Origin of the sequence: Kushneria marisflavi, from assembly GCF_002157205.1 — a bacterium.
Taxonomy (GTDB): Bacteria; Pseudomonadota; Gammaproteobacteria; order Pseudomonadales; family Halomonadaceae; genus Kushneria; species Kushneria marisflavi.
Window position 1 is genome coordinate 2,128,924 of sequence record NZ_CP021358.1, and the last position, 16,959, is coordinate 2,145,882.

A 16,959-nucleotide genomic window follows, 5' to 3' on the forward strand; every position below is an offset into this window, starting at 1 on the left:
ATGCCGCTTGATCATCTTCATTTTCAGGGGCTGCGCAACCTGCCTGCCGTGACCTGGCAGCCGGGTGCGCACGTCAACCTGATTTTCGGCGACAACGGCAGCGGCAAGACCAGCCTGCTGGAAGGTTTGCACATCCTGGGTATGGGGCGCTCGTTTCGTACCCGTCAGCTCAAGCATGCCATCACCCACGATCAGGAAGCCCTGACGCTGTTTGGCCGCCTGACCGGCGATCCGGCCCTGCCGCTGGGCGTGGAGCGACGTCGCGACAGTGATGGCCTCAACGTGCGGGTGGCCGGCGAGAAGATCGACCGCATTGCCGAGCTGGCGCGTCACCTGCCCATGCAGCTGATCAACCCGGATGCCTTTCGTCTGATCGAAGGGGCACCTGCTGCGCGGCGCGAGTTTCTCGACTGGGGCGTGTTTTACGTTTATCCCGATTTTTTCGATGTCTGGCGCCGGGTAAGACGTGCGCTCAAACATCGGAATGCGCTGCTCAGACATGATAGAATTGACGAACAGTCGCTGGCCCTCTGGAGCCGTGAACTGGCGCGCTGGAGCGATCGACTGGACGCCATGCGCAATGACTGGATGGCGCGTTTTGCCGAGGTGTTTAACGCAACGCTTGTCGAGCTGATCGAGTTGCCGGAGCTGTCCCTGCGCTATTACCGCGGCTGGGACAAGAGCCGTCCGCTCGAGGAGATTCTGCTGGAGAGCGTGGCGACCGACCGACAGATGAAGTTTACCCAGCAGGGGCCTCAGCGCGCCGATCTGCGCCTGCGCATGGGCCGCTACCCGGCGTCCGAGGTGCTTTCCAGAGGACAGCAAAAACTGGTGGTCAGCGCCATGAAACTGGCGCAGGGGCGGCTTCTGGAGCACGAAGACCGTCACCGCTGCCTTTATCTGATCGATGATCTGGCCGCCGAACTTGACGAGCAGCACCGTCGCGCCTTTTGTCGGCTGCTGGAACAGATGAATTGTCAGACCTTTCTGACCGGTATCGAGCCCGCCTCGCTTGAGGGGCACTGGCATGTCGATACCGATGTAAAAAGGTTTCACGTGAAACAGGGTCGTCTGGCAAACATGCCGACGGCACGATGACCCGGGAGCATCAATGAGCGAACCACAGGCTTACGACTCATCGAGTATCAAGGTTCTTAAAGGACTGGACGCGGTACGCAAGCGCCCGGGCATGTACATTGGCGATACCGATGATGGCACCGGTCTGCATCACATGGTGTTTGAAATCGTCGACAACTCGATCGACGAGGCCCTGGCCGGCCACTGCAGTGAAATCCGGGTCGTCATTCACCCCGATGAGTCCGTGACCGTCTCCGATGACGGCCGTGGCATTCCGACCGATATCCACTCCGAAGGTGTGTCGGCGGCGGAAGTGATCATGACCGTGCTCCACGCCGGCGGCAAGTTCGATGACAATTCCTATAAGGTGTCCGGCGGACTGCACGGCGTAGGCGTGTCAGTGGTCAATGCGCTCTCCGAGCAGCTCAAGCTCACCATCTGGCGCAAGAATCAGGTTCACGAACAGATCTATCATCACGGCGTGCCGCAGTCGCCGCTGGCAATCGTGGGAGATACCGAACGTTCCGGTACCCAGATCCACTTCAAGCCGTCTGCAGAGACCTTTGCCAATATCGAGTTTCACTACGATATTCTGGCCAAGCGCCTGCGCGAGCTGTCGTTTCTGAACTCCGGTGTGGCGATTCGTCTGCTCGATGAGCGTGATGGTCGCGAGGAGCTGTTCCACTACGAGGGCGGTCTGCGTGCCTTTGTGGACCATCTCAACACCAATCGCACCACCATCAATCCGGTGTTTCACTTCAATGCCGAGCGCGAGGATGGCATTGCGGTAGAAGTGGCGATGCAGTGGAACGACAGCTACAGCGAAAACATCTTCTGCTACACCAATAACATTCCGCAGCGCGACGGCGGCACGCACATGGCCGGTTTCCGCGGCGCGCTGACCCGCAGCCTCAACAGCTACATCGAGGCTGAAGAGCTGCAGAAGAAATCCAAGGTCGCGACCTCCGGCGATGATGCCCGTGAAGGTCTGACCGCGATTATCTCGGTCAAGGTGCCCGATCCGAAGTTCTCCTCCCAGACCAAGGACAAGCTGGTCTCCTCCGAGGTGAAAACGGCCGTCGAGCAGGAAATGAGCCGCCAGCTCTCCGATTATCTGCTGGAAAATCCCGCTGACGCCAAGGCGATCGTCAACAAGATGATTGACGCTGCCCGCGCCCGCGACGCCGCCCGCAAGGCCCGCGAGATGACGCGCCGCAAGGGTGCGCTCGACATTGCCGGTCTGCCCGGCAAGCTTGCCGACTGTCAGGAAAAGGACCCGACCCGTTCGGAGCTCTACCTGGTCGAGGGTGATTCTGCCGGTGGCAGTGCCAAGCAGGGGCGTGATCGTCGTACTCAGGCGATCCTGCCGCTCAAGGGCAAGATCCTCAACGTCGAGAAGGCGCGCTTTGACAAGATGCTCTCCTCGGCAGAAGTCGGCACGCTCATCACGGCACTGGGCTGCGGCATTGGCCGTGAAGAATTCAATGCTGACAAGCTGCGCTATCACTCGGTCATCATCATGACCGACGCCGATGTCGACGGCTCGCACATTCGAACCCTGCTGCTGACGTTTTTCTTCCGTCAAATGCCGGAGCTGATCGAGCGCGGCCACATCTTTATCGCCCAGCCGCCGCTCTATAAGATCAAGCGCGGCAAGAACGAGATGTATCTCAAGGATGAGGCAGCACTGATCCAGCATCTGACCACAACCGCCCTTGATGGCGCGCAGCTGCACGTCAACGCCGACGCCCCGGGCATCGGTGGCGAGCATCTCGAGAAGCTGGTGCATCAGTATCGTGACGTGATGGACCGACTGGATCGTCTGGCGCGTGTCTATCCGGCCGACGTGCTCAAGCGTCTGATTTACGCCGACCCGGTCAGCGAAGAGATGCTGGCCGACAAGGACGCCATGACACGCTGGTCCGATACTCTGCAGGCGGATCTGGACGAGCGTATCGCCTATGAAGGCGGCCCGCGCTATACCTTCCGTCTGGTGCATAGTGAAGAACGCGGCCTGTACCTGCCGGCGGCGGTTCTAAGTGCTCACGGGGTAGAAACCGATTACCCACTGGGTCTGGGCTTTTTCCAGTCGGCCGATTACGCCGCCATGGTCGCGCTCAACCGGGCGCTTGACGGTCTGCTTGAAGAGGGTGCCTACATTGCCCGCGGCGAGCGGTCAAAGCCGGTCGAGAACTTCCACGACATCCTCACCTGGCTGATGGCCGAGGCCAGTCGCGGCTTCAGCATTCAGCGCTACAAGGGGCTGGGCGAGATGAACCCGGATCAGCTGTGGGAAACCACCATGGACCCGGAAAGCCGCCGCATGCTCAGGGTGACCATCGAGGACGCCATCGGCGCCGACATGATGTTCAACACCCTGATGGGCGATGAAGTCGAGCCGCGTCGTGACTTCATTGAACAAAACGCCCTGGTCGCGAATCTGGATATCTGATCCGGCCATCTTCGCGTCTGATCCAACCGGAGCCCTGTGCTCCGGTTTTTTTATGCCGGGCCGATTTCGATCCACCACTTTGGCTTCATGCGGGCAAAGTCACGGCGCACGTTGTTCTTGAGTGCCGCCTTTGAGTCCAGCACCACACTCTCTCCCGCCTCGCGCACGAACACGACCCAGTGCCAGAAGGGCACCCCGTTGATGAGGCGCCACTTGATCGCCAGCAGCGCCCGATCCGGTAGATCCTCCCAGCCGGTAAAGGGACGCTCGTTCGGGTCCGTATCAATGTCCAGCGCACGCAGCAGTCTTCTCACATGGGCCGTGTTCGACCAGAGCGTGCGATCACCGGCATGAATACCCAGCTCGGCGGCGTGGCTGCGGGCGGTGTCGTACGTCAGTCCGGCCAGTGCCGCGCAGGCGGCAATGCCACAACCGGAGGGTTCCTTTTGAATGACGGGCAATGTGGTTTGAACGGCAGCGGTCGTGACGTGATCCTTTTGCTTGACCTGGAGTGCGCTCCAGGCCGTAACCTCTTCGTCATCCGTACGGGAGGGATGCATGAAAATTGGAGAACTGGCCAGACGTTCGGGGCGCTCGGCCCATACGCTGCGCTACTACGAGCGTATCGGACTGCTGCCGCCGCCCCGGCGCGATGGCTCGGGGCAGCGCGACTATGACGCCAGCGTGCTGGCATGGCTGGCCTTTCTGGAACGCCTGCGCGCCACCGGTATGCCGATTCGTGAAATGCTCGATTACGCCGCACTGCGCGCCCGCGGAGAAGACACCGCACTGGAACGCTGCGCGCTGCTCGAAGCCCATCGCGAGCGGGTTCGGGCGCATGTACGTCTGCTTCAGGCATCGCTTGAGGTACTGGATACCAAGATCGAAGGCTATCACGCCGCCCATCATGAGAGGACACCCGAAAAATGAACCAACCCCGTGAAAGTGATCGACTGATCCGCGGCCGTCAGGCCCTGGCGGCCATTGATGGTGACGCCGGCGAAAAGGTGGTCAGCGCACTGGCTGATATCGCCCCCGACTTTGCGACCTATCTGCTGGAGTTTCCCTTCGGTGATATCCATTCGCGCCCGGGACTTGCCCTGCGTGAGCGTGAAATCGCCACCATCGCGGCACTCACGGCGATGGGCACAGCTGCCCCTCAGCTGAAGGTGCATATCGAGGCCGGGCTCAATGTTGGAGTGAGTCAGCAGGAGATTGTCGAAATTATCATGCAGATGGCGGTCTACGCCGGCTTCCCGGCCGCCCTGAACGGGCTTTTTATCGCAAAAGAGGTGTTTGCCGATCGCGCGACCCATGCCGAGCAGGAAAGCCTCTAGAAAAGTCGTCCCTGCTCGGGGCGTGCGGTCAGGCCACGCCTGGTATATTCAGCCTCGAGCGAGGCCAGCACATCGATGCTGCCACCGCGCCAGCCGGTCAGCGCCTGGGTCAGAGCGTCATCATCGAGTGATTCGATGGTGTGTCCGCGGGCCGGACCATAGCGTAGGCGCATGCCGGGCACGGGCTGTCCGGTGGTAGCCCAGTCGAGAAAGGGGGCAAATCCGGTGAAGCCAAAGCGCGCCATCAGCGGCGTGATCAGCGCTGCGGTCATGGTCACATCAAAGAGCGCATCGTGGGCGTGGGTCGGCTCGTCACCGGTCAGTTCGCGATACATGTTGCCCAGTGACGCGCTTGCCAGACCGTCGCGCTTTTTGAGCCGATAGGCAGGAATGAACAGGTCCAGACTGCGCCCTGGACGACAGCCCAGCCGGCGCGCGATCACGTTGTCGAAACTGGTATTGCTGTAGCCGATCACCAGCGCATCAAACCCCTGGCGGGCGGCCTCGCGATAGACCTGCGGGATGGCATGGCGATAGTCGGGGCAGTGCGCGACATCCCTGTCATGAAAGCCATGCACCCGGGTGGTCGCCGGGTCAATCGGCCCGCCCGGGTGGTAGCGTTCGCAGGACTGCCACTGTTGATCAAAATCGCCGTCACTTCCCAGCGCGCCCCCCAGGACGGCCAGCTGCACCACGCCGCAGTCGCGTGCCCGGCCGCCGGCCGTTTCAAAGTCATGGATCAGGGCGCGCATGGTGCATCCACGGACAAAAGCCTTTTGGCCAGCGGTGCCAGTATCTCGACCAGTGCCGTCACATCGGCCGGCTCGGACTGTCCCGGCCAGTGGGATTCGAGTTCGGCAATCTCCATGCCGATGACGTTTTCCTCGACCAAGGCTGTCATCAATGCGTCCAGCGCCTGTGGTGTGAGTCCTCCCTCAATCTGATAATCGCTGGGCACCACGCCGGCATTGAGCACGTCGCAGTCCAGATGAACATAGACCGGGCGGCCGTTGATGGCGTGCCGCAGTGTCTCGGCATTCAACCCGGAAGAGGGCAGATGACACACCAGTCCGCCATCGATCAATGCCTGCTCGTCGGGGTCAAGCTGATGAGCGCCGGCCAGAATGACCTGATCCAGGCTCAGGTCGCTGCCCAGCCCGCTGTCCCAGAGGCCGGCAGCCCCGGCAATCACCATGCCGCCGAGATAGCCCGAGCCGGTGGTTTTCGGCGTATTGAGATCACCGTGGGCATCAAACCAGACGATGCACGCCTCGGGGTGCTGGCGCGCGACCACCGGCAGGGTGGCCAACCCCCCGGCGCAGCGGCTCATGGTCAGCACCGGGCGCTTGCCCGAGATCATGATCTTTTCCAGGTAACGGCCCATCGAGACGAAATCGGGCGTAATGGCCTCCAGCACCTGCTCCCAGCCGCCCGGTAGTGCGCGACCCGGCGCGCCCAGGGTCTGAAGGGGAATCTCCAGGTGTCGGGCAAGGTGCTGAGCAAGGGCGAGCGCGCCGGTCATGCCCAGCGTGTTGCGACCGGCACAATTGCCCTGAAAACAGATCAAGGGGGCCGGCGCGGTAATGGGGGACTGCTGCACCATGAAAGCTCCGTGTCAGAGGAAGGATCTGATCATGACATGGTGTCGGTGGGATCACACCAGGATGCGGCCATAAAGGTGCTACGACGTTGCTGCCCGATCTCGGTGAGTGCCTCGCAAGACGCCCCGTGGTCTGCGTCGATGGTTGTATTGTGAGGCGCTAATGCCTGAGTAATAGTTCTTTACCGCCCACGTTCGCGCCCGCCCTCGTGGGTCCCCCTGATCACGATATCGACTCGCCTTAACAACAACACAAGGGACGCACGCCATGACAACCATGTTCAACAAGTGCCTGATGGCCGGTGTCATACCGCTGGCCATCGCGCTGTCGTCGACGGCTTTTGCTCAGGAGAGCACCGACAAGGGCGAGGTCGAAGTGCTCAACTGGTGGACTTCCGGCGGTGAGGCCAGGGCCCTTGGTGCGCTCAAGGACAAGCTTTCAGATGACGGTATCGGCTGGAAGAACATGCCGGTCGCGGGCGGTGCAGGCACCAACGCGATGGCCGTGCTGCGCTCGCGTATCACCTCCAACAATCCGCCGACCGCGGCGCAGGTGCTGGGCTATGACGCCCAGGACTGGGCCGACCGCGATGCGCTGAGCTCGCTGGATGACGTGGCAAAGGCCGGCAACTGGGACGAGGTCTTCCCGCAGCCGATTCAGCGCTTTGCCAAGAGCGATGGCCACTGGATTGCTGCTCCCTTCGAGATTCACTCGACCAACTGGGTGTGGGCCAACAAGTCGATGATGGATGAACTCGGCATCCAGCAGCCTAGTAGCTGGGAAGAATTCATTGCCTCGATGAAGAAGGCCCAGGACGCCGGTCATACCGGTCTGGCCTATGGCGGCCAGCCGTGGCAGGACGCGACCGTGTTTGAAAACGTGGTGCTGGCCACCGGCGGCGCTGACTTCTATCGCCAGGCCCTGATCGATCTTGATCCAGAGGCGCTGGATTCCGACACCATGACCCAATCGTTTGATCGCTTCCGGGAGCTTTTGCAGTACAAGGATGACAACTCCCCGGGCCGTGACTGGAACCTGGCCACCGCGATGGTCATCAAGGGCGACGCGCTCTATCAGATCATGGGTGACTGGGCCAAGGGCGAGTTCCTCAACGCCGGTCTCAAGCCTGAGCAGGATTTCATGTGCTTCCGCACACCGGGGACGCAGGATGCGGTGACCTTTAACAGCGATCTGATGATCATGTTCAAGACCGATGATAAACAGCAGCAGGCGATGCAGCGCACCATGGCCGAGATCATCGGCTCGCCGGAATTTCAGATCACCTTCAGCCAGCTCAAGGGCTCGGTGCCGGCGCGTACCGATCTCTCCTCTGATGAGCTCGATGCCTGTGCCAAACGCGGTTACGAGCAGGCAAAGGCGGCTGCCAAAAGCAACACGCTAATGGGCAGCATGGCGCATGGTTACGCTGCGCCTGCGAGCGTGAAAAATGCGGTCTTCGACATCATCTCCTCATTCGTCAACAGCGACATGCCCAGCGACGTGGCCGCCGAGCAGCTGGCAATGGCAGTGCAGGGCGCGCGCTCCTGATCGAGCAGTGATGTGACGCAACCGGCCCCGCCACCCCTGGCGGGGCCATGGTCCTGATCCGAGGTTTTCGATGTCGACATCACCCTCTTCGCGGGGCATCGGCGATCGCCTGCAGCACTGGCTGCCAAGGCTTGTCCTCTCGCCGTCGTTCGTGCTGGTGCTCTTTTTCGTTTACGGCTTCATTCTCTGGACGACCTGGATCTCCTTCAGCAATTCGGGAATGCTGCCGGACTACACCTGGGCCGGCACCCGGCAGTGGTCGCGGCTGTGGTCTTCCTGGACCTGGGGCATCGCGCTGCACAACATCTGGGTGTTCGGGCTGCTCTATATCGTCATCTGCACGGTGCTGGGGCTTTTGCTGGCGATCCTTCTGGATCAGCGCATTCGCGCCGAGGGCACGCTGCGAACCATCTATCTCTACCCGATGGCGCTGTCGTTCATCGTCACCGGCACGGCCTGGCAGTGGTTTCTCAATCCTGGCCTGGGGCTTGAGCGCACCATGCACTCGCTGGGCTGGGAGAGTTTCAGCTTCAACTGGCTGATCGACGCCAAAATGGCGATCTATACGGTGGTGATCGCCGCCGTCTGGCAGGCGACCGGCTTTATCATGGCGATGTTCCTGGCAGGTCTTCGGGGTATTGATGGCGAAATGATCAAGGCCGCCCAGATCGATGGCGCGCCAACCTGGAAGATCTATGGCCGCATCATCATTCCCCAGCTGCGCCCGGTTTTTTTGAGCGCGATCGTGGTGCTGGCACATCTGGCGATCAAGAGCTTTGATCTGATCGTCGCCATGACCGGCGGTGGTCCGGGTAATGCTACCGCGGTGCCGGCGACCTTCATGTACTCCTATGCGTTTTCGCGCAACGAGATGGGCATCGCCGCGGCCAGCGCCGTGTTCATGCTGGCGGTGATTGCGGCGCTGATCATTCCCTATCTCTATTCCGAACTGCGGGAGCCTCGATCATGAGTGCCGGATCTACCGTCGCGCGTCGCAACCCCTTTGGGCGCGCGCTGCTCTACGCCGTACTCCTGGCGTTTGCGGTGCTCTATCTGATGCCGCTCTACGTGATGCTGGTGACCTCATTCAAGCCACTTGAGGAGATTCATCAGGGCAACATGCTCGCGCTACCCGAAACGTGGACCTTCGCGCCGTGGCGTGAGGCATGGGGCAGTGCCTGCATCGGGCTCGAGTGCAGCGGCGTGCACGGCTATTTCTTCAACAGCATCAAGATTGTGGTGCCGGCAGTGCTGATCTCGGGGCTTCTGGGGGCGTTCAACGGCTATGTGCTGACCAAGTGGCGCTTTCGAGGCCACAAGATCGTTTTCGGCTTGATCCTGTTCAGCTGCTTCATTCCGTTTCAGATCATTTTGCTGCCGATGGCGCGGGTACTCGGCATCCTGCATATCGCCAACAGCACCACGGGGCTGGTACTGGTGCACGTTGTCTACGGGATCGGCTTTACGACGCTGTTTTTTCGCAACTTCTACGAGAGCTTTCCCGACGAGCTGGTGCGGGCGGCCAAGCTCGACGGGGCCGGTTTTTTCACCATATTTTTTCGCATTCTGCTGCCGGCCTCGATTCCGATCATCGTGGTGACGATCATCTGGCAGTTCACCAACGTCTGGAACGACTTCCTGTTCGGCGTCTCCTTTACCTCCGGCGACAGCGCGCCGATCACGGTGGCACTTAACAATCTGGTCAACAGTTCCACGGGTGTGAAGGCGTACAACGTCAACATGGCGGCGGCGATGGTAGCGGCGGTGCCGACGCTGATCGTCTATATCCTGGCGGGCAAATACTTTCTGCGCGGTCTGATGTCAGGATCGGTCAAGGGCTGAGGCATTCATGAGCTTTTTACATATTCACAACGTCCACAAGCGCTTTGGCGACACCCACGTGCTCAAGGGCATCGACATCGCCATCGAGAAGGGCGACTTTCTGGTGCTGGTCGGGCCGTCGGGTTGTGGCAAGTCGACCCTTTTGAACATGATCGCGGGGCTTGATGCCATCAGCGAAGGTGAGCTTTTGCTCAACGGTGAGCGGATCAACGATCTGCATCCGTCGCGACGCGATATCGCCATGGTGTTTCAGTCCTACGCGCTCTATCCGAGCATGACGGTGGCCGGCAATATCGGTTTCGGACTCGAGATGCGCAAGGTCCCAAAGGCCAAACGCCGCGAAGCGATTCAGCGCGCCGCCGAGCTTTTGCAGATCGAGAACCTTTTGAATCGCAAGCCGGCCCAGCTCTCCGGCGGTCAGCGTCAGCGCGTGGCGATGGGGCGCGCGCTGGTCCGCGAGCCGCAGCTCTTTTTGTTCGACGAGCCGCTGTCGAATCTGGATGCCAAGCTGCGTGTCGACATGCGCACCGAGATCAAGCAGCTTCATCAGCGCCTGGGCACCACCATCGTTTACGTCACCCACGACCAGATCGAGGCGATGACGCTGGCGACCCGCATCGCGGTAATGCGCGGCGGCGAACTGCAGCAGCTGGGCACGCCGCAGTCGGTCTACGATGATCCCAACAACCTCTTCGTGGCGGGCTTTATGGGCTCACCATCGATGAATCTGGTCACTGCCCGCATTGAGCGTAAGGACGGGGCGCTGGTAGCCCGCATGGCGTCGCCCTCGGGCGATGTGACGCTGCCGATCGTGCGCGACCGCGCGGCGCTCGAGGCGTGGTGTGACCGGGACGTGATGCTCGGGCTGCGCCCGGAGGCGATCACCGATCCGGCCAGCGCCAATCGTGAAGACGGCGAGATCCATGAGGCAACGCTTGAGGTGGCACTGGTCGAGCCCACCGGTGCCGATCTCTACGTGGTGACGCAGCTGGGTGGGCGCAGCATCAACGCGCGCATGCGCCCCGGTGCACCGCTGAGCCCGGGCCAGTCGACCCGCTTTGCCTTTGATGTCTCACGCATGGTGGCATTCGATCCCGAAACCGAGGCGCGTATTCGCGATGAGGCAGCGACCACCACCGAGGCGGCCGCTCGTGAAGCGGCCTTCAGTCAGAAGGCATGACGACAGCGGGTAACGGGGTCGGGCAGGTGTGGCGATTCAACGACCCTCGATAAATCGGCGAATACCCTCGGCGAGCTGTCGTCCCAGACGCTCCAGCGTGTCCCCTTCGACCATGCCGATACCCAGCACCAGCCCGCGACGAGGGTCATCGTCAGCACAGACCGGGCTGAGCGGCTTGACCACCAGCCGGTAATGGTTGAGCAGGTAACGTGACAGGCGCACGTCATCAATGTCGCAAGACAGCGTCACACACAGCGTGATGGTGCCCGCCGGGGGCGAAATATCGATCACGCCCGGCAGGCCGGCCAGCAGGTCATGCAGGGTCTGCTGGCGTTGCAGGTAGTCGCGATGAATGCGCCGACACCAGCGGTCGAGATCACCATCGGCCATGAACTTCGCCAGCACTGCCTGATCCAGCATGCGCCCTTCACGAAAGACTTCGCTTCGGACCTTGTTGAGGGCGCCGCTCAGCGCGCGGGGCACAACCAGATACCCGAGCCGCAGTCCCGGAAACATCAGCTTGGAAAACGATCCGGCCAGAATGGTGTGGCCGTCCTCCGGCGAGAAGAGCAGCTCCCGATGCCCCATCTCGAAGAACTCGTAGTCGTCCTCGATCACAATGTCGGGAGACAGGTGCTCGACCAGTGCACGCTTGTCCTCGATGGGCATCGGCACGCTCAGCGGATAATGGCGGGCGCCGGTCAGATATAAAAGACGCGGGGCGGGCGTCACCGCTGACATCTCGCCATAGCCGTTGCCGGGCAGCCAGCGGCACTGTTCGATGCCAAGCCCCGTGGCCTGAAAGACATTGCGTGCGCCCCAGTAGCAGGGCGAGTCCATCACCACCCGATCGCCGTGATCGGCCAGCGCCAGGGCGCAGAGCTCCAGGCCATGGTGGGTGCCATCGGTAATGATGATCTGTTCGAGGGCGCATTCGATGCCGCGGCCGCGGCGTAGAAAATGGGCGATCTCGCGCTTTAATGGCCCGTAGCCCCCGCTGGAATAGGACAGCAGCAGCGCGTTTTGCGGCACGGTCAGGGTGGCGTAGAGCGTGCGCCAGCGTCGCATGGGAAAGCGGGCAATGTCGGGAATGCCCGGCACAAAGGCGCCGCTCTGGATCGGGCTGGCCCCACTGGTCCCAAGAATCCGGTGCGCGCGCTGCGACAGGGCCAGCGGCGAATCCTGCGTCATGGTCGGTGATACCCCCGGGCGTCGGCTCCAGCTGCCGCGGCCATGCTGGGTGGCCAGCAGATGACGCGACTGCAAAAGCTCGATGACGCCGGCCAGGGTATTACGCGCCACCCCCAGACGCTGGCAGATATGACGATGGGCCGGCAGGCGCTGGCCATCGACCCACTGTTGCTCGATCAGCGTCGTCAGGACCTGCTCCAGACGTACCTGCTTGCTCAGCCGGTCGGGCTGACGTTGCCAGGCCGTTTCGATGTCCCTTAGAGCCTCTTCGACAGATCGCTGCATGACTCGGGTCCGGGCAGGGTGACAGGAGAGAGGATCATTATGGCGGTGGTGTCCGGCAGTGGTCTACCTGAACACACAAGTGGTTCACGTACCAGGCGCGGGACAGTGGTAGCGTGTGAGCAGGGAGACACAACAGGCCGTGTGATATGGCACAACATCCTCCCGGCCCTGAAAGACCACAATAATGACGGATAAATTCTATGCAGAGCACCACCAAACCACGCGAACTGGTCCGCGTTCTGGCACGCACCGATGTGCTGGCACTGGCCTTTGGCGCCATGATCGGCTGGGGCTGGATCGTTCTGACCGGCGGGGCGATTCTTGATGCCGGCAGTGTGGGCGCGATCATTGCCTTCATCATTGGCGGCATCGCGGTCCTGCTGGTCGGATTGACCTATGCCGAGCTGGCCTCGGCCATGCCCAAGGTGGGCGGTGAGCACGTCTACAGCTATCGCGCCCTCGGCCACTTTGCCTCCTTTATCTGCACCTGGAGCATCGTGCTGGGGTATGTGAGCGTCGTGTCCTTTGAAGCGGTGGCTCTGCCCACCGTGATCGAGCAGCTTTTCCCCGGCTATGACGTGGGTCATCTCTGGACCGTGGCCGGGTGGGACGTCAAGGCCAGCTGGGTCGCCGTCGGGGTCATCGGCTCGCTGATCATGATGGCGATCAATTACATCGGCATCACCACAGCGGCACTGATCCAGAAACTGGTGACCGGTCTGATTCTGATCGTGGGCGTGCTGTTCATTACCGGCGCGCTCTTTACCGGTGAGGCGGCCAACATGACGCCGCTCTTTAACCATGACGCCAGCGGCGGGTTCGCCGGCGGCATCATGGCGGTGCTGGTCATGGTGCCCTTTCTGTTCGTGGGCTTTGACGTGATCCCGCAGGCGGCCGAGGAGATCGATCTGCCGTTTCGCGATATCGGCAAGGTGCTGATTGCCTCGGTTCTGATGGCGGTAGCCTGGTATGCGCTGATCGTACTGGGCACCAGTCTGATGCTGGATCAGCCGGCGCTTGAAGGCAGCTCGCTCTCCGTCCCGGATGCCATGGCGGCTGTCATGGGCAGCGTCTGGGGCAGCAAGCTGATGGTTCTGGCAGGCATTGCCGGCATCATCACCAGCTGGAACGCGTTTTATATCGGCGGGTCACGGGCCATCTATGCGCTGGCGCACTCCGGCATGCTGCCGGCCTTTCTGGGCAAGCTGCATCCGAAGTACAAGACACCGACCAATGCCATCATCATGATCGGTCTCTTGTCGACGATTGCGCCCTTCATGGGCCGCCCGGCCATGGTGTGGCTGGTGGATGCCGGTGGTCTGGGCATCGTGATCGCCTATCTGTTCGTGGCGCTGTCCTTCATGGTGCTCAGAAAGCGTGAGCCCGAGATGGATCGCCCCTTCAGGGTGAGCAATGGTCGTGTGGTCGGCGCGCTGGCGGTGCTGCTGTCACTGGCCATGGCCTGTCTTTATCTGCCGGGTAGCCCGTCGGCGCTGACCGGTATTGAGTGGGGGGTGTTCGGAGGCTGGATGATCCTGGGTCTGGCGATGTATTTCTTTGCGCTCAACCGCTATGGACGAGCGTTCAGTGACCGGGTCATGCAGGACGTTTATCACCGCTGACATCACATCCATGAGGTAGACAATGTTTGATATCGAGTTCAAGAACCAGCGTGCCGCCGCCCTGATCGGTGATCAGTGGCAGGAAGGCCGGCAGCAGTTTGCCGTCAACAACCCGGCGACCGGGGAGCTGGTCGCCAACGTGGCCGATCTCGGTGCCGAGGAGACTCGCGCGGCAGTCGCGGCCGCCGAGACGGCAATGGCCGACTGGCGCAAGGTGCCCGCCAGGGAGCGCTCGCGTCTGCTGCGCCGCTGGTTTGACCTGGTGGTTGAAAATACCGACGCTCTGGCACGCCTGATGACGCTGGAGCAGGGCAAGCCGCTGGCAGAGTCGCGTGGTGAAGTCGGTTACGGCGCCTCGTTTATCGAGTTCTACGCTGAAGAAGCCAAGCGCATCGCCGGCGAGACCCTGCCGGGGCACGGCGCGGACAAGCGCATTCTGGTCATGCGCGAGCCGATCGGCGTGGTCGCGGCCATCACGCCCTGGAACTTCCCGCTGGCGATGATCACTCGCAAATGTGCTCCGGCGCTGGCTGCCGGCTGTACGGTCGTGATCAAGCCGGCCGAGGCGACGCCGCTGACCGCGCTGGCACTCGCCGCGCTGGCGCTGGAAGCCGGCATTCCGCAGGGGGCGATCAATGTGGTCACCGCCAAAAGCCCTGCCGCAGTGGGCGAAGTGCTGACCACCGACCCGAGAGTGCGCAAGGTCTCCTTCACGGGTTCCACGCCGGTCGGCAAGAAACTGCTGGCGCAGTGTGCGTCCACCGTCAAGAAAACGGCCATGGAGCTGGGGGGCAACGCGCCCTTTATCGTGTTTGACGATGCCGACCTTGATGCCGCGGTTGAAGGCGCGATTGCCTCCAAATACCGCAATGCCGGCCAGACCTGCGTATGCACCAACCGCTTTCTGGTGCAGTCCGGCGTCTACGATGCCTTCGTTGAGAAGCTCGCCGCTCGCGTGCGCGAGCTCAAGGTTGGCAACGGCATGGAAGAGGGCACGATCATTGGACCGCTGATCAATCAGGCGGCGGTCGACAAGGTCAGTGCCCATGTCAGCGATGCGCTCGACAAGGGCGCTCGACTGGTGGAAGGTGGAGAAGCGCACGCGCTGGGACACTCGTTTTACACACCGACCGTGCTGGCCGATGTCACCCCCGAGATGGCCGTGGCTCGGGAAGAGACCTTCGGGCCATTTGCGGCAGTGTTTCGTTTCGACCAGGATGATCAGGCCATTGCGATGGCCAACGATACGCCCTTTGGCCTGGCGGCCTACTTCTATGCCCGCGACTACAAGCGCATCTGGCAGGTGATGGAGGCGCTCGAGTACGGCATGGTCGCCGTCAACGAAGGGCTGTTGTCGACCGAACTGGCCCCGTTTGGCGGTATCAAGGAGTCAGGACTGGGTCGAGAGGGTTCGCACCACGGGCTGGAGGAGTTTACCGAGCTCAAGTATGTCTGTCTCGGCGGGCTGTAATTGCTGCATATCAAAGGAGATCGCGCATGAATAATAATGAACTCAATGAGCTTAAAAAACGCTATGTCGCCAACGGCGCGGCAAGTCCGGATGGTCATTTTGCCGACCGTGCCGAAAACGCCGAACTGTGGGACGTCGATGGCAAGCGCTTTATCGATTTTGCCGGCGGTATTGGTGTACTCAATATCGGCCATCGCCACCCGAAGGTGGTCGAGGCCGTCAAGGCACAGCTCGACAAGGTCATGCATACCTGCCAGACCGTCATGCCCTATGAAGGCTACGTGAAGGTGGCCGAGAAGCTCAGTCACATCACGCCGGTACGCGGACATGCCAAGGTCATGCTGGCCAACTCCGGTGCCGAGGCGCTGGAAAACGCCGTAAAGGTCGCGCGCGCCGCGACCGGCCGCTCGGGCGTGATCTGCTTCACCGGCGGCTATCACGGCCGTACGTTCATGACCATGGCCATGAACGGCAAGGTTGCCCCCTATCGCACCGATTTCGGCCCCATGCCGGGGCAGGTCTATCGGGCGCCCTATCCGGTCGAATCGATCGGTGTCAGCGAGGAAGACGCACTGCGCGGCCTGAAGATGACCTTCAAGACCGATGCCAACCCGAAGGACACGGCCGCGATCGTCATCGAGCCGGTGCTGGGCGAAGGCGGTTTCCATGCTGCCTCACCGAGCTTCATGAAGGCACTGCGTGAGATCTGTGACGAGCACGGCATTTTGCTGATCGTCGATGAAGTGCAGTCCGGTTTCGGCCGTACCGGCAAGATGTTTGCCATCGAGCATACCGGCGTTGAGCCCGACATCATGACCATGGCCAAGAGCATGGGCGATGGCATGCCGATTTCCGCCGTAGTCGGTACCGACCGTGTGATGGATGCCTCGGGCGGCAATTCGCTTGGCGGTACCTATACCGGTAGCCCGGTCTCCTGTGCTGCCGTTCTGGCCGTGCTGGAAGTGTTCGAGGAAGAAAACATCCTCGAGAAGAGTCAGGCGCTGGGCGACAAGCTCGGTGAACGGTTCCAGAAGCTGGAACGCTCTTTTGACTGCGTGCGCAATTCGCGCCATCTGGGAGCGATGGCCGCCTTCGATCTGGTCCGCGCCGATGGCGAGCCTGATACGGAGCTTGCCGGCAAGCTCTGCAAGACGGCGCGCGAACGTGGCCTGATCCTGCTGTCCTGCGGCCTCTATGGCAACACGATCCGCTTTTTGATGCCGGTCACCATCAGCGATGACGTGCTGGGTGAAGGGATGGATCTGATCGAATCCATGCTGAAGGAAATGAGTGGTCAGTCGTAAGTCACCAGCGCATGCATGATCCGAGCGCTTGAAAAAAAGGCCCCGCCAA

At 61.5% G+C, this 16,959-nt stretch carries 15 protein-coding genes; 11 read left to right on the forward strand and 4 right to left on the reverse strand.

The genetic code is table 11. From position 1 onward, the window contains the following. The gene (recF, locus tag B9H00_RS09720) at positions 1 to 1,098 is read left to right on the forward strand and encodes a DNA replication/repair protein RecF (RefSeq protein ID WP_086900487.1); all 1,098 of its coding nucleotides are present in this window, start codon (positions 1 to 3) and stop codon (positions 1,096 to 1,098) included. Between the two features lie 13 nt (positions 1,099 to 1,111). Further along, positions 1,112 to 3,529, forward strand: coding sequence for a DNA topoisomerase (ATP-hydrolyzing) subunit B (gene gyrB / locus B9H00_RS09725; protein WP_086900488.1), 2,418 nt, complete (start codon positions 1,112 to 1,114; stop codon positions 3,527 to 3,529). 50 nt (positions 3,530 to 3,579) lie between these two features. Here gyrB and B9H00_RS09730 read toward each other — a convergent pair whose 3' ends face one another. Next, on the reverse strand, positions 3,580 to 4,089 hold the full coding sequence (locus tag B9H00_RS09730; RefSeq protein ID WP_236944246.1) for a hypothetical protein: 510 nt from the start codon (positions 4,087 to 4,089) through the stop codon (positions 3,580 to 3,582). Here B9H00_RS09730 and B9H00_RS09735 point away from each other — a divergent pair. Beyond that, positions 4,088 to 4,459 (forward strand): MerR family transcriptional regulator, encoded by a 372-nt coding sequence (locus B9H00_RS09735; RefSeq protein ID WP_086900489.1) that lies wholly within the window; start codon positions 4,088 to 4,090, stop codon positions 4,457 to 4,459. The two genes, B9H00_RS09730 and B9H00_RS09735, sit on opposite strands and share 2 nt — an antisense overlap. Further along, a complete protein-coding gene (locus tag B9H00_RS09740; RefSeq protein ID WP_086900490.1) occupies positions 4,456 to 4,866 on the forward strand; it encodes a carboxymuconolactone decarboxylase family protein in 411 nt (136 codons plus the stop codon). Before B9H00_RS09735 ends, B9H00_RS09740 begins: the two co-directional genes overlap by 4 nt. Here B9H00_RS09740 and B9H00_RS09745 read toward each other — a convergent pair. Further along, the gene (locus B9H00_RS09745) at positions 4,863 to 5,618 is read right to left on the reverse strand and encodes a 3'-5' exonuclease (RefSeq protein ID WP_086900491.1); all 756 of its coding nucleotides are present in this window, start codon (positions 5,616 to 5,618) and stop codon (positions 4,863 to 4,865) included. The genes B9H00_RS09740 and B9H00_RS09745 overlap by 4 nt on opposite strands. Then, positions 5,606 to 6,469 (reverse strand): arginase family protein, encoded by an 864-nt coding sequence (locus tag B9H00_RS09750; RefSeq protein WP_086900492.1) that lies wholly within the window; start codon positions 6,467 to 6,469, stop codon positions 5,606 to 5,608. The genes B9H00_RS09745 and B9H00_RS09750 overlap by 13 nt, the downstream gene beginning before the upstream one ends. A 265-nt stretch (positions 6,470 to 6,734) precedes the next feature. On the opposite strand from B9H00_RS09750, the gene B9H00_RS09755 reads away from it, so the two are divergent. The 4 genes from B9H00_RS09755 to B9H00_RS09770 all read left to right on the forward strand — a co-directional run bounded on the left by B9H00_RS09755 (position 6,735) and on the right by B9H00_RS09770 (position 11,037). Further along, complete coding sequence (locus B9H00_RS09755) at positions 6,735 to 8,015, forward strand: ABC transporter substrate-binding protein (RefSeq protein WP_211329621.1); 1,281 nt, start codon at positions 6,735 to 6,737, stop codon at positions 8,013 to 8,015. Positions 8,016 to 8,085: 70 nt separating this feature from the next. Next, entirely contained in the window at positions 8,086 to 8,985 is a 900-nt protein-coding gene (locus B9H00_RS09760; RefSeq protein WP_086900494.1) for a carbohydrate ABC transporter permease, read from the forward strand. After that, the gene (locus tag B9H00_RS09765; RefSeq protein WP_086900495.1) at positions 8,982 to 9,857 is read left to right on the forward strand and encodes a carbohydrate ABC transporter permease; all 876 of its coding nucleotides are present in this window, start codon (positions 8,982 to 8,984) and stop codon (positions 9,855 to 9,857) included. The genes B9H00_RS09760 and B9H00_RS09765 overlap by 4 nt, the downstream gene beginning before the upstream one ends. Positions 9,858 to 9,864: 7 nt before the next feature. After that, a complete protein-coding gene (locus B9H00_RS09770) occupies positions 9,865 to 11,037 on the forward strand; it encodes an ABC transporter ATP-binding protein (protein ID WP_086900496.1) in 1,173 nt (390 codons plus the stop codon). A 36-nt stretch (positions 11,038 to 11,073) separates the two neighbouring features. On the opposite strand, the gene B9H00_RS09775 is transcribed toward B9H00_RS09770, so the two are convergent. Then, entirely contained in the window at positions 11,074 to 12,513 is a 1,440-nt protein-coding gene (locus B9H00_RS09775; RefSeq protein WP_086900497.1) for an aminotransferase-like domain-containing protein, read from the reverse strand. 200 nt (positions 12,514 to 12,713) lie between these two features. Between B9H00_RS09775 and B9H00_RS09780 the strand changes: the two genes are divergently transcribed. The 3 genes from B9H00_RS09780 to gabT are packed head-to-tail and all read left to right on the forward strand — an operon-like array spanning position 12,714 to position 16,910. After that, a complete protein-coding gene (locus B9H00_RS09780; RefSeq protein WP_086900498.1) occupies positions 12,714 to 14,135 on the forward strand; it encodes an APC family permease in 1,422 nt (473 codons plus the stop codon). Positions 14,136 to 14,157: 22 nt separating this feature from the next. Continuing rightward, positions 14,158 to 15,606, forward strand: coding sequence for an NAD-dependent succinate-semialdehyde dehydrogenase (locus B9H00_RS09785; protein ID WP_086900499.1), 1,449 nt, complete (start codon positions 14,158 to 14,160; stop codon positions 15,604 to 15,606). Positions 15,607 to 15,632: 26 nt separating this feature from the next. Beyond that, positions 15,633 to 16,910: a 4-aminobutyrate--2-oxoglutarate transaminase gene (gene gabT / locus B9H00_RS09790; protein WP_086900500.1), complete on the forward strand. Its 1,278-nt coding sequence runs from the start codon at positions 15,633 to 15,635 to the stop codon at positions 16,908 to 16,910. Positions 16,911 to 16,959 lie beyond the last annotated feature (49 nt).

Coding starts and splice junctions, on each gene's coding strand:
- B9H00_RS09785 (WP_086900499.1), top strand. CDS start 14,158: ATGTTTGATATCGAGTTCAAGAACCAGCGTGCCGCCGCCCTGATCGGT.
- B9H00_RS09740 (WP_086900490.1), top strand. CDS start 4,456: ATGAACCAACCCCGTGAAAGTGATCGACTGATCCGCGGCCGTCAGGCC.
- B9H00_RS09755 (WP_211329621.1), top strand. CDS start 6,735: ATGACAACCATGTTCAACAAGTGCCTGATGGCCGGTGTCATACCGCTG.
- B9H00_RS09730 (WP_236944246.1), bottom strand. CDS start 4,089: ATGCATCCCTCCCGTACGGATGACGAAGAGGTTACGGCCTGGAGCGCA.
- recF (WP_086900487.1), top strand. CDS start 1: ATGCCGCTTGATCATCTTCATTTTCAGGGGCTGCGCAACCTGCCTGCC.
- gabT (WP_086900500.1), top strand. CDS start 15,633: ATGAATAATAATGAACTCAATGAGCTTAAAAAACGCTATGTCGCCAAC.
- B9H00_RS09770 (WP_086900496.1), top strand. CDS start 9,865: ATGAGCTTTTTACATATTCACAACGTCCACAAGCGCTTTGGCGACACC.
- B9H00_RS09750 (WP_086900492.1), bottom strand. CDS start 6,469: ATGGTGCAGCAGTCCCCCATTACCGCGCCGGCCCCCTTGATCTGTTTT.
- B9H00_RS09735 (WP_086900489.1), top strand. CDS start 4,088: ATGAAAATTGGAGAACTGGCCAGACGTTCGGGGCGCTCGGCCCATACG.
- B9H00_RS09780 (WP_086900498.1), top strand. CDS start 12,714: ATGCAGAGCACCACCAAACCACGCGAACTGGTCCGCGTTCTGGCACGC.
- B9H00_RS09765 (WP_086900495.1), top strand. CDS start 8,982: ATGAGTGCCGGATCTACCGTCGCGCGTCGCAACCCCTTTGGGCGCGCG.
- B9H00_RS09775 (WP_086900497.1), bottom strand. CDS start 12,513: ATGCAGCGATCTGTCGAAGAGGCTCTAAGGGACATCGAAACGGCCTGG.
- B9H00_RS09745 (WP_086900491.1), bottom strand. CDS start 5,618: ATGCGCGCCCTGATCCATGACTTTGAAACGGCCGGCGGCCGGGCACGC.
- B9H00_RS09760 (WP_086900494.1), top strand. CDS start 8,086: ATGTCGACATCACCCTCTTCGCGGGGCATCGGCGATCGCCTGCAGCAC.
- gyrB (WP_086900488.1), top strand. CDS start 1,112: ATGAGCGAACCACAGGCTTACGACTCATCGAGTATCAAGGTTCTTAAA.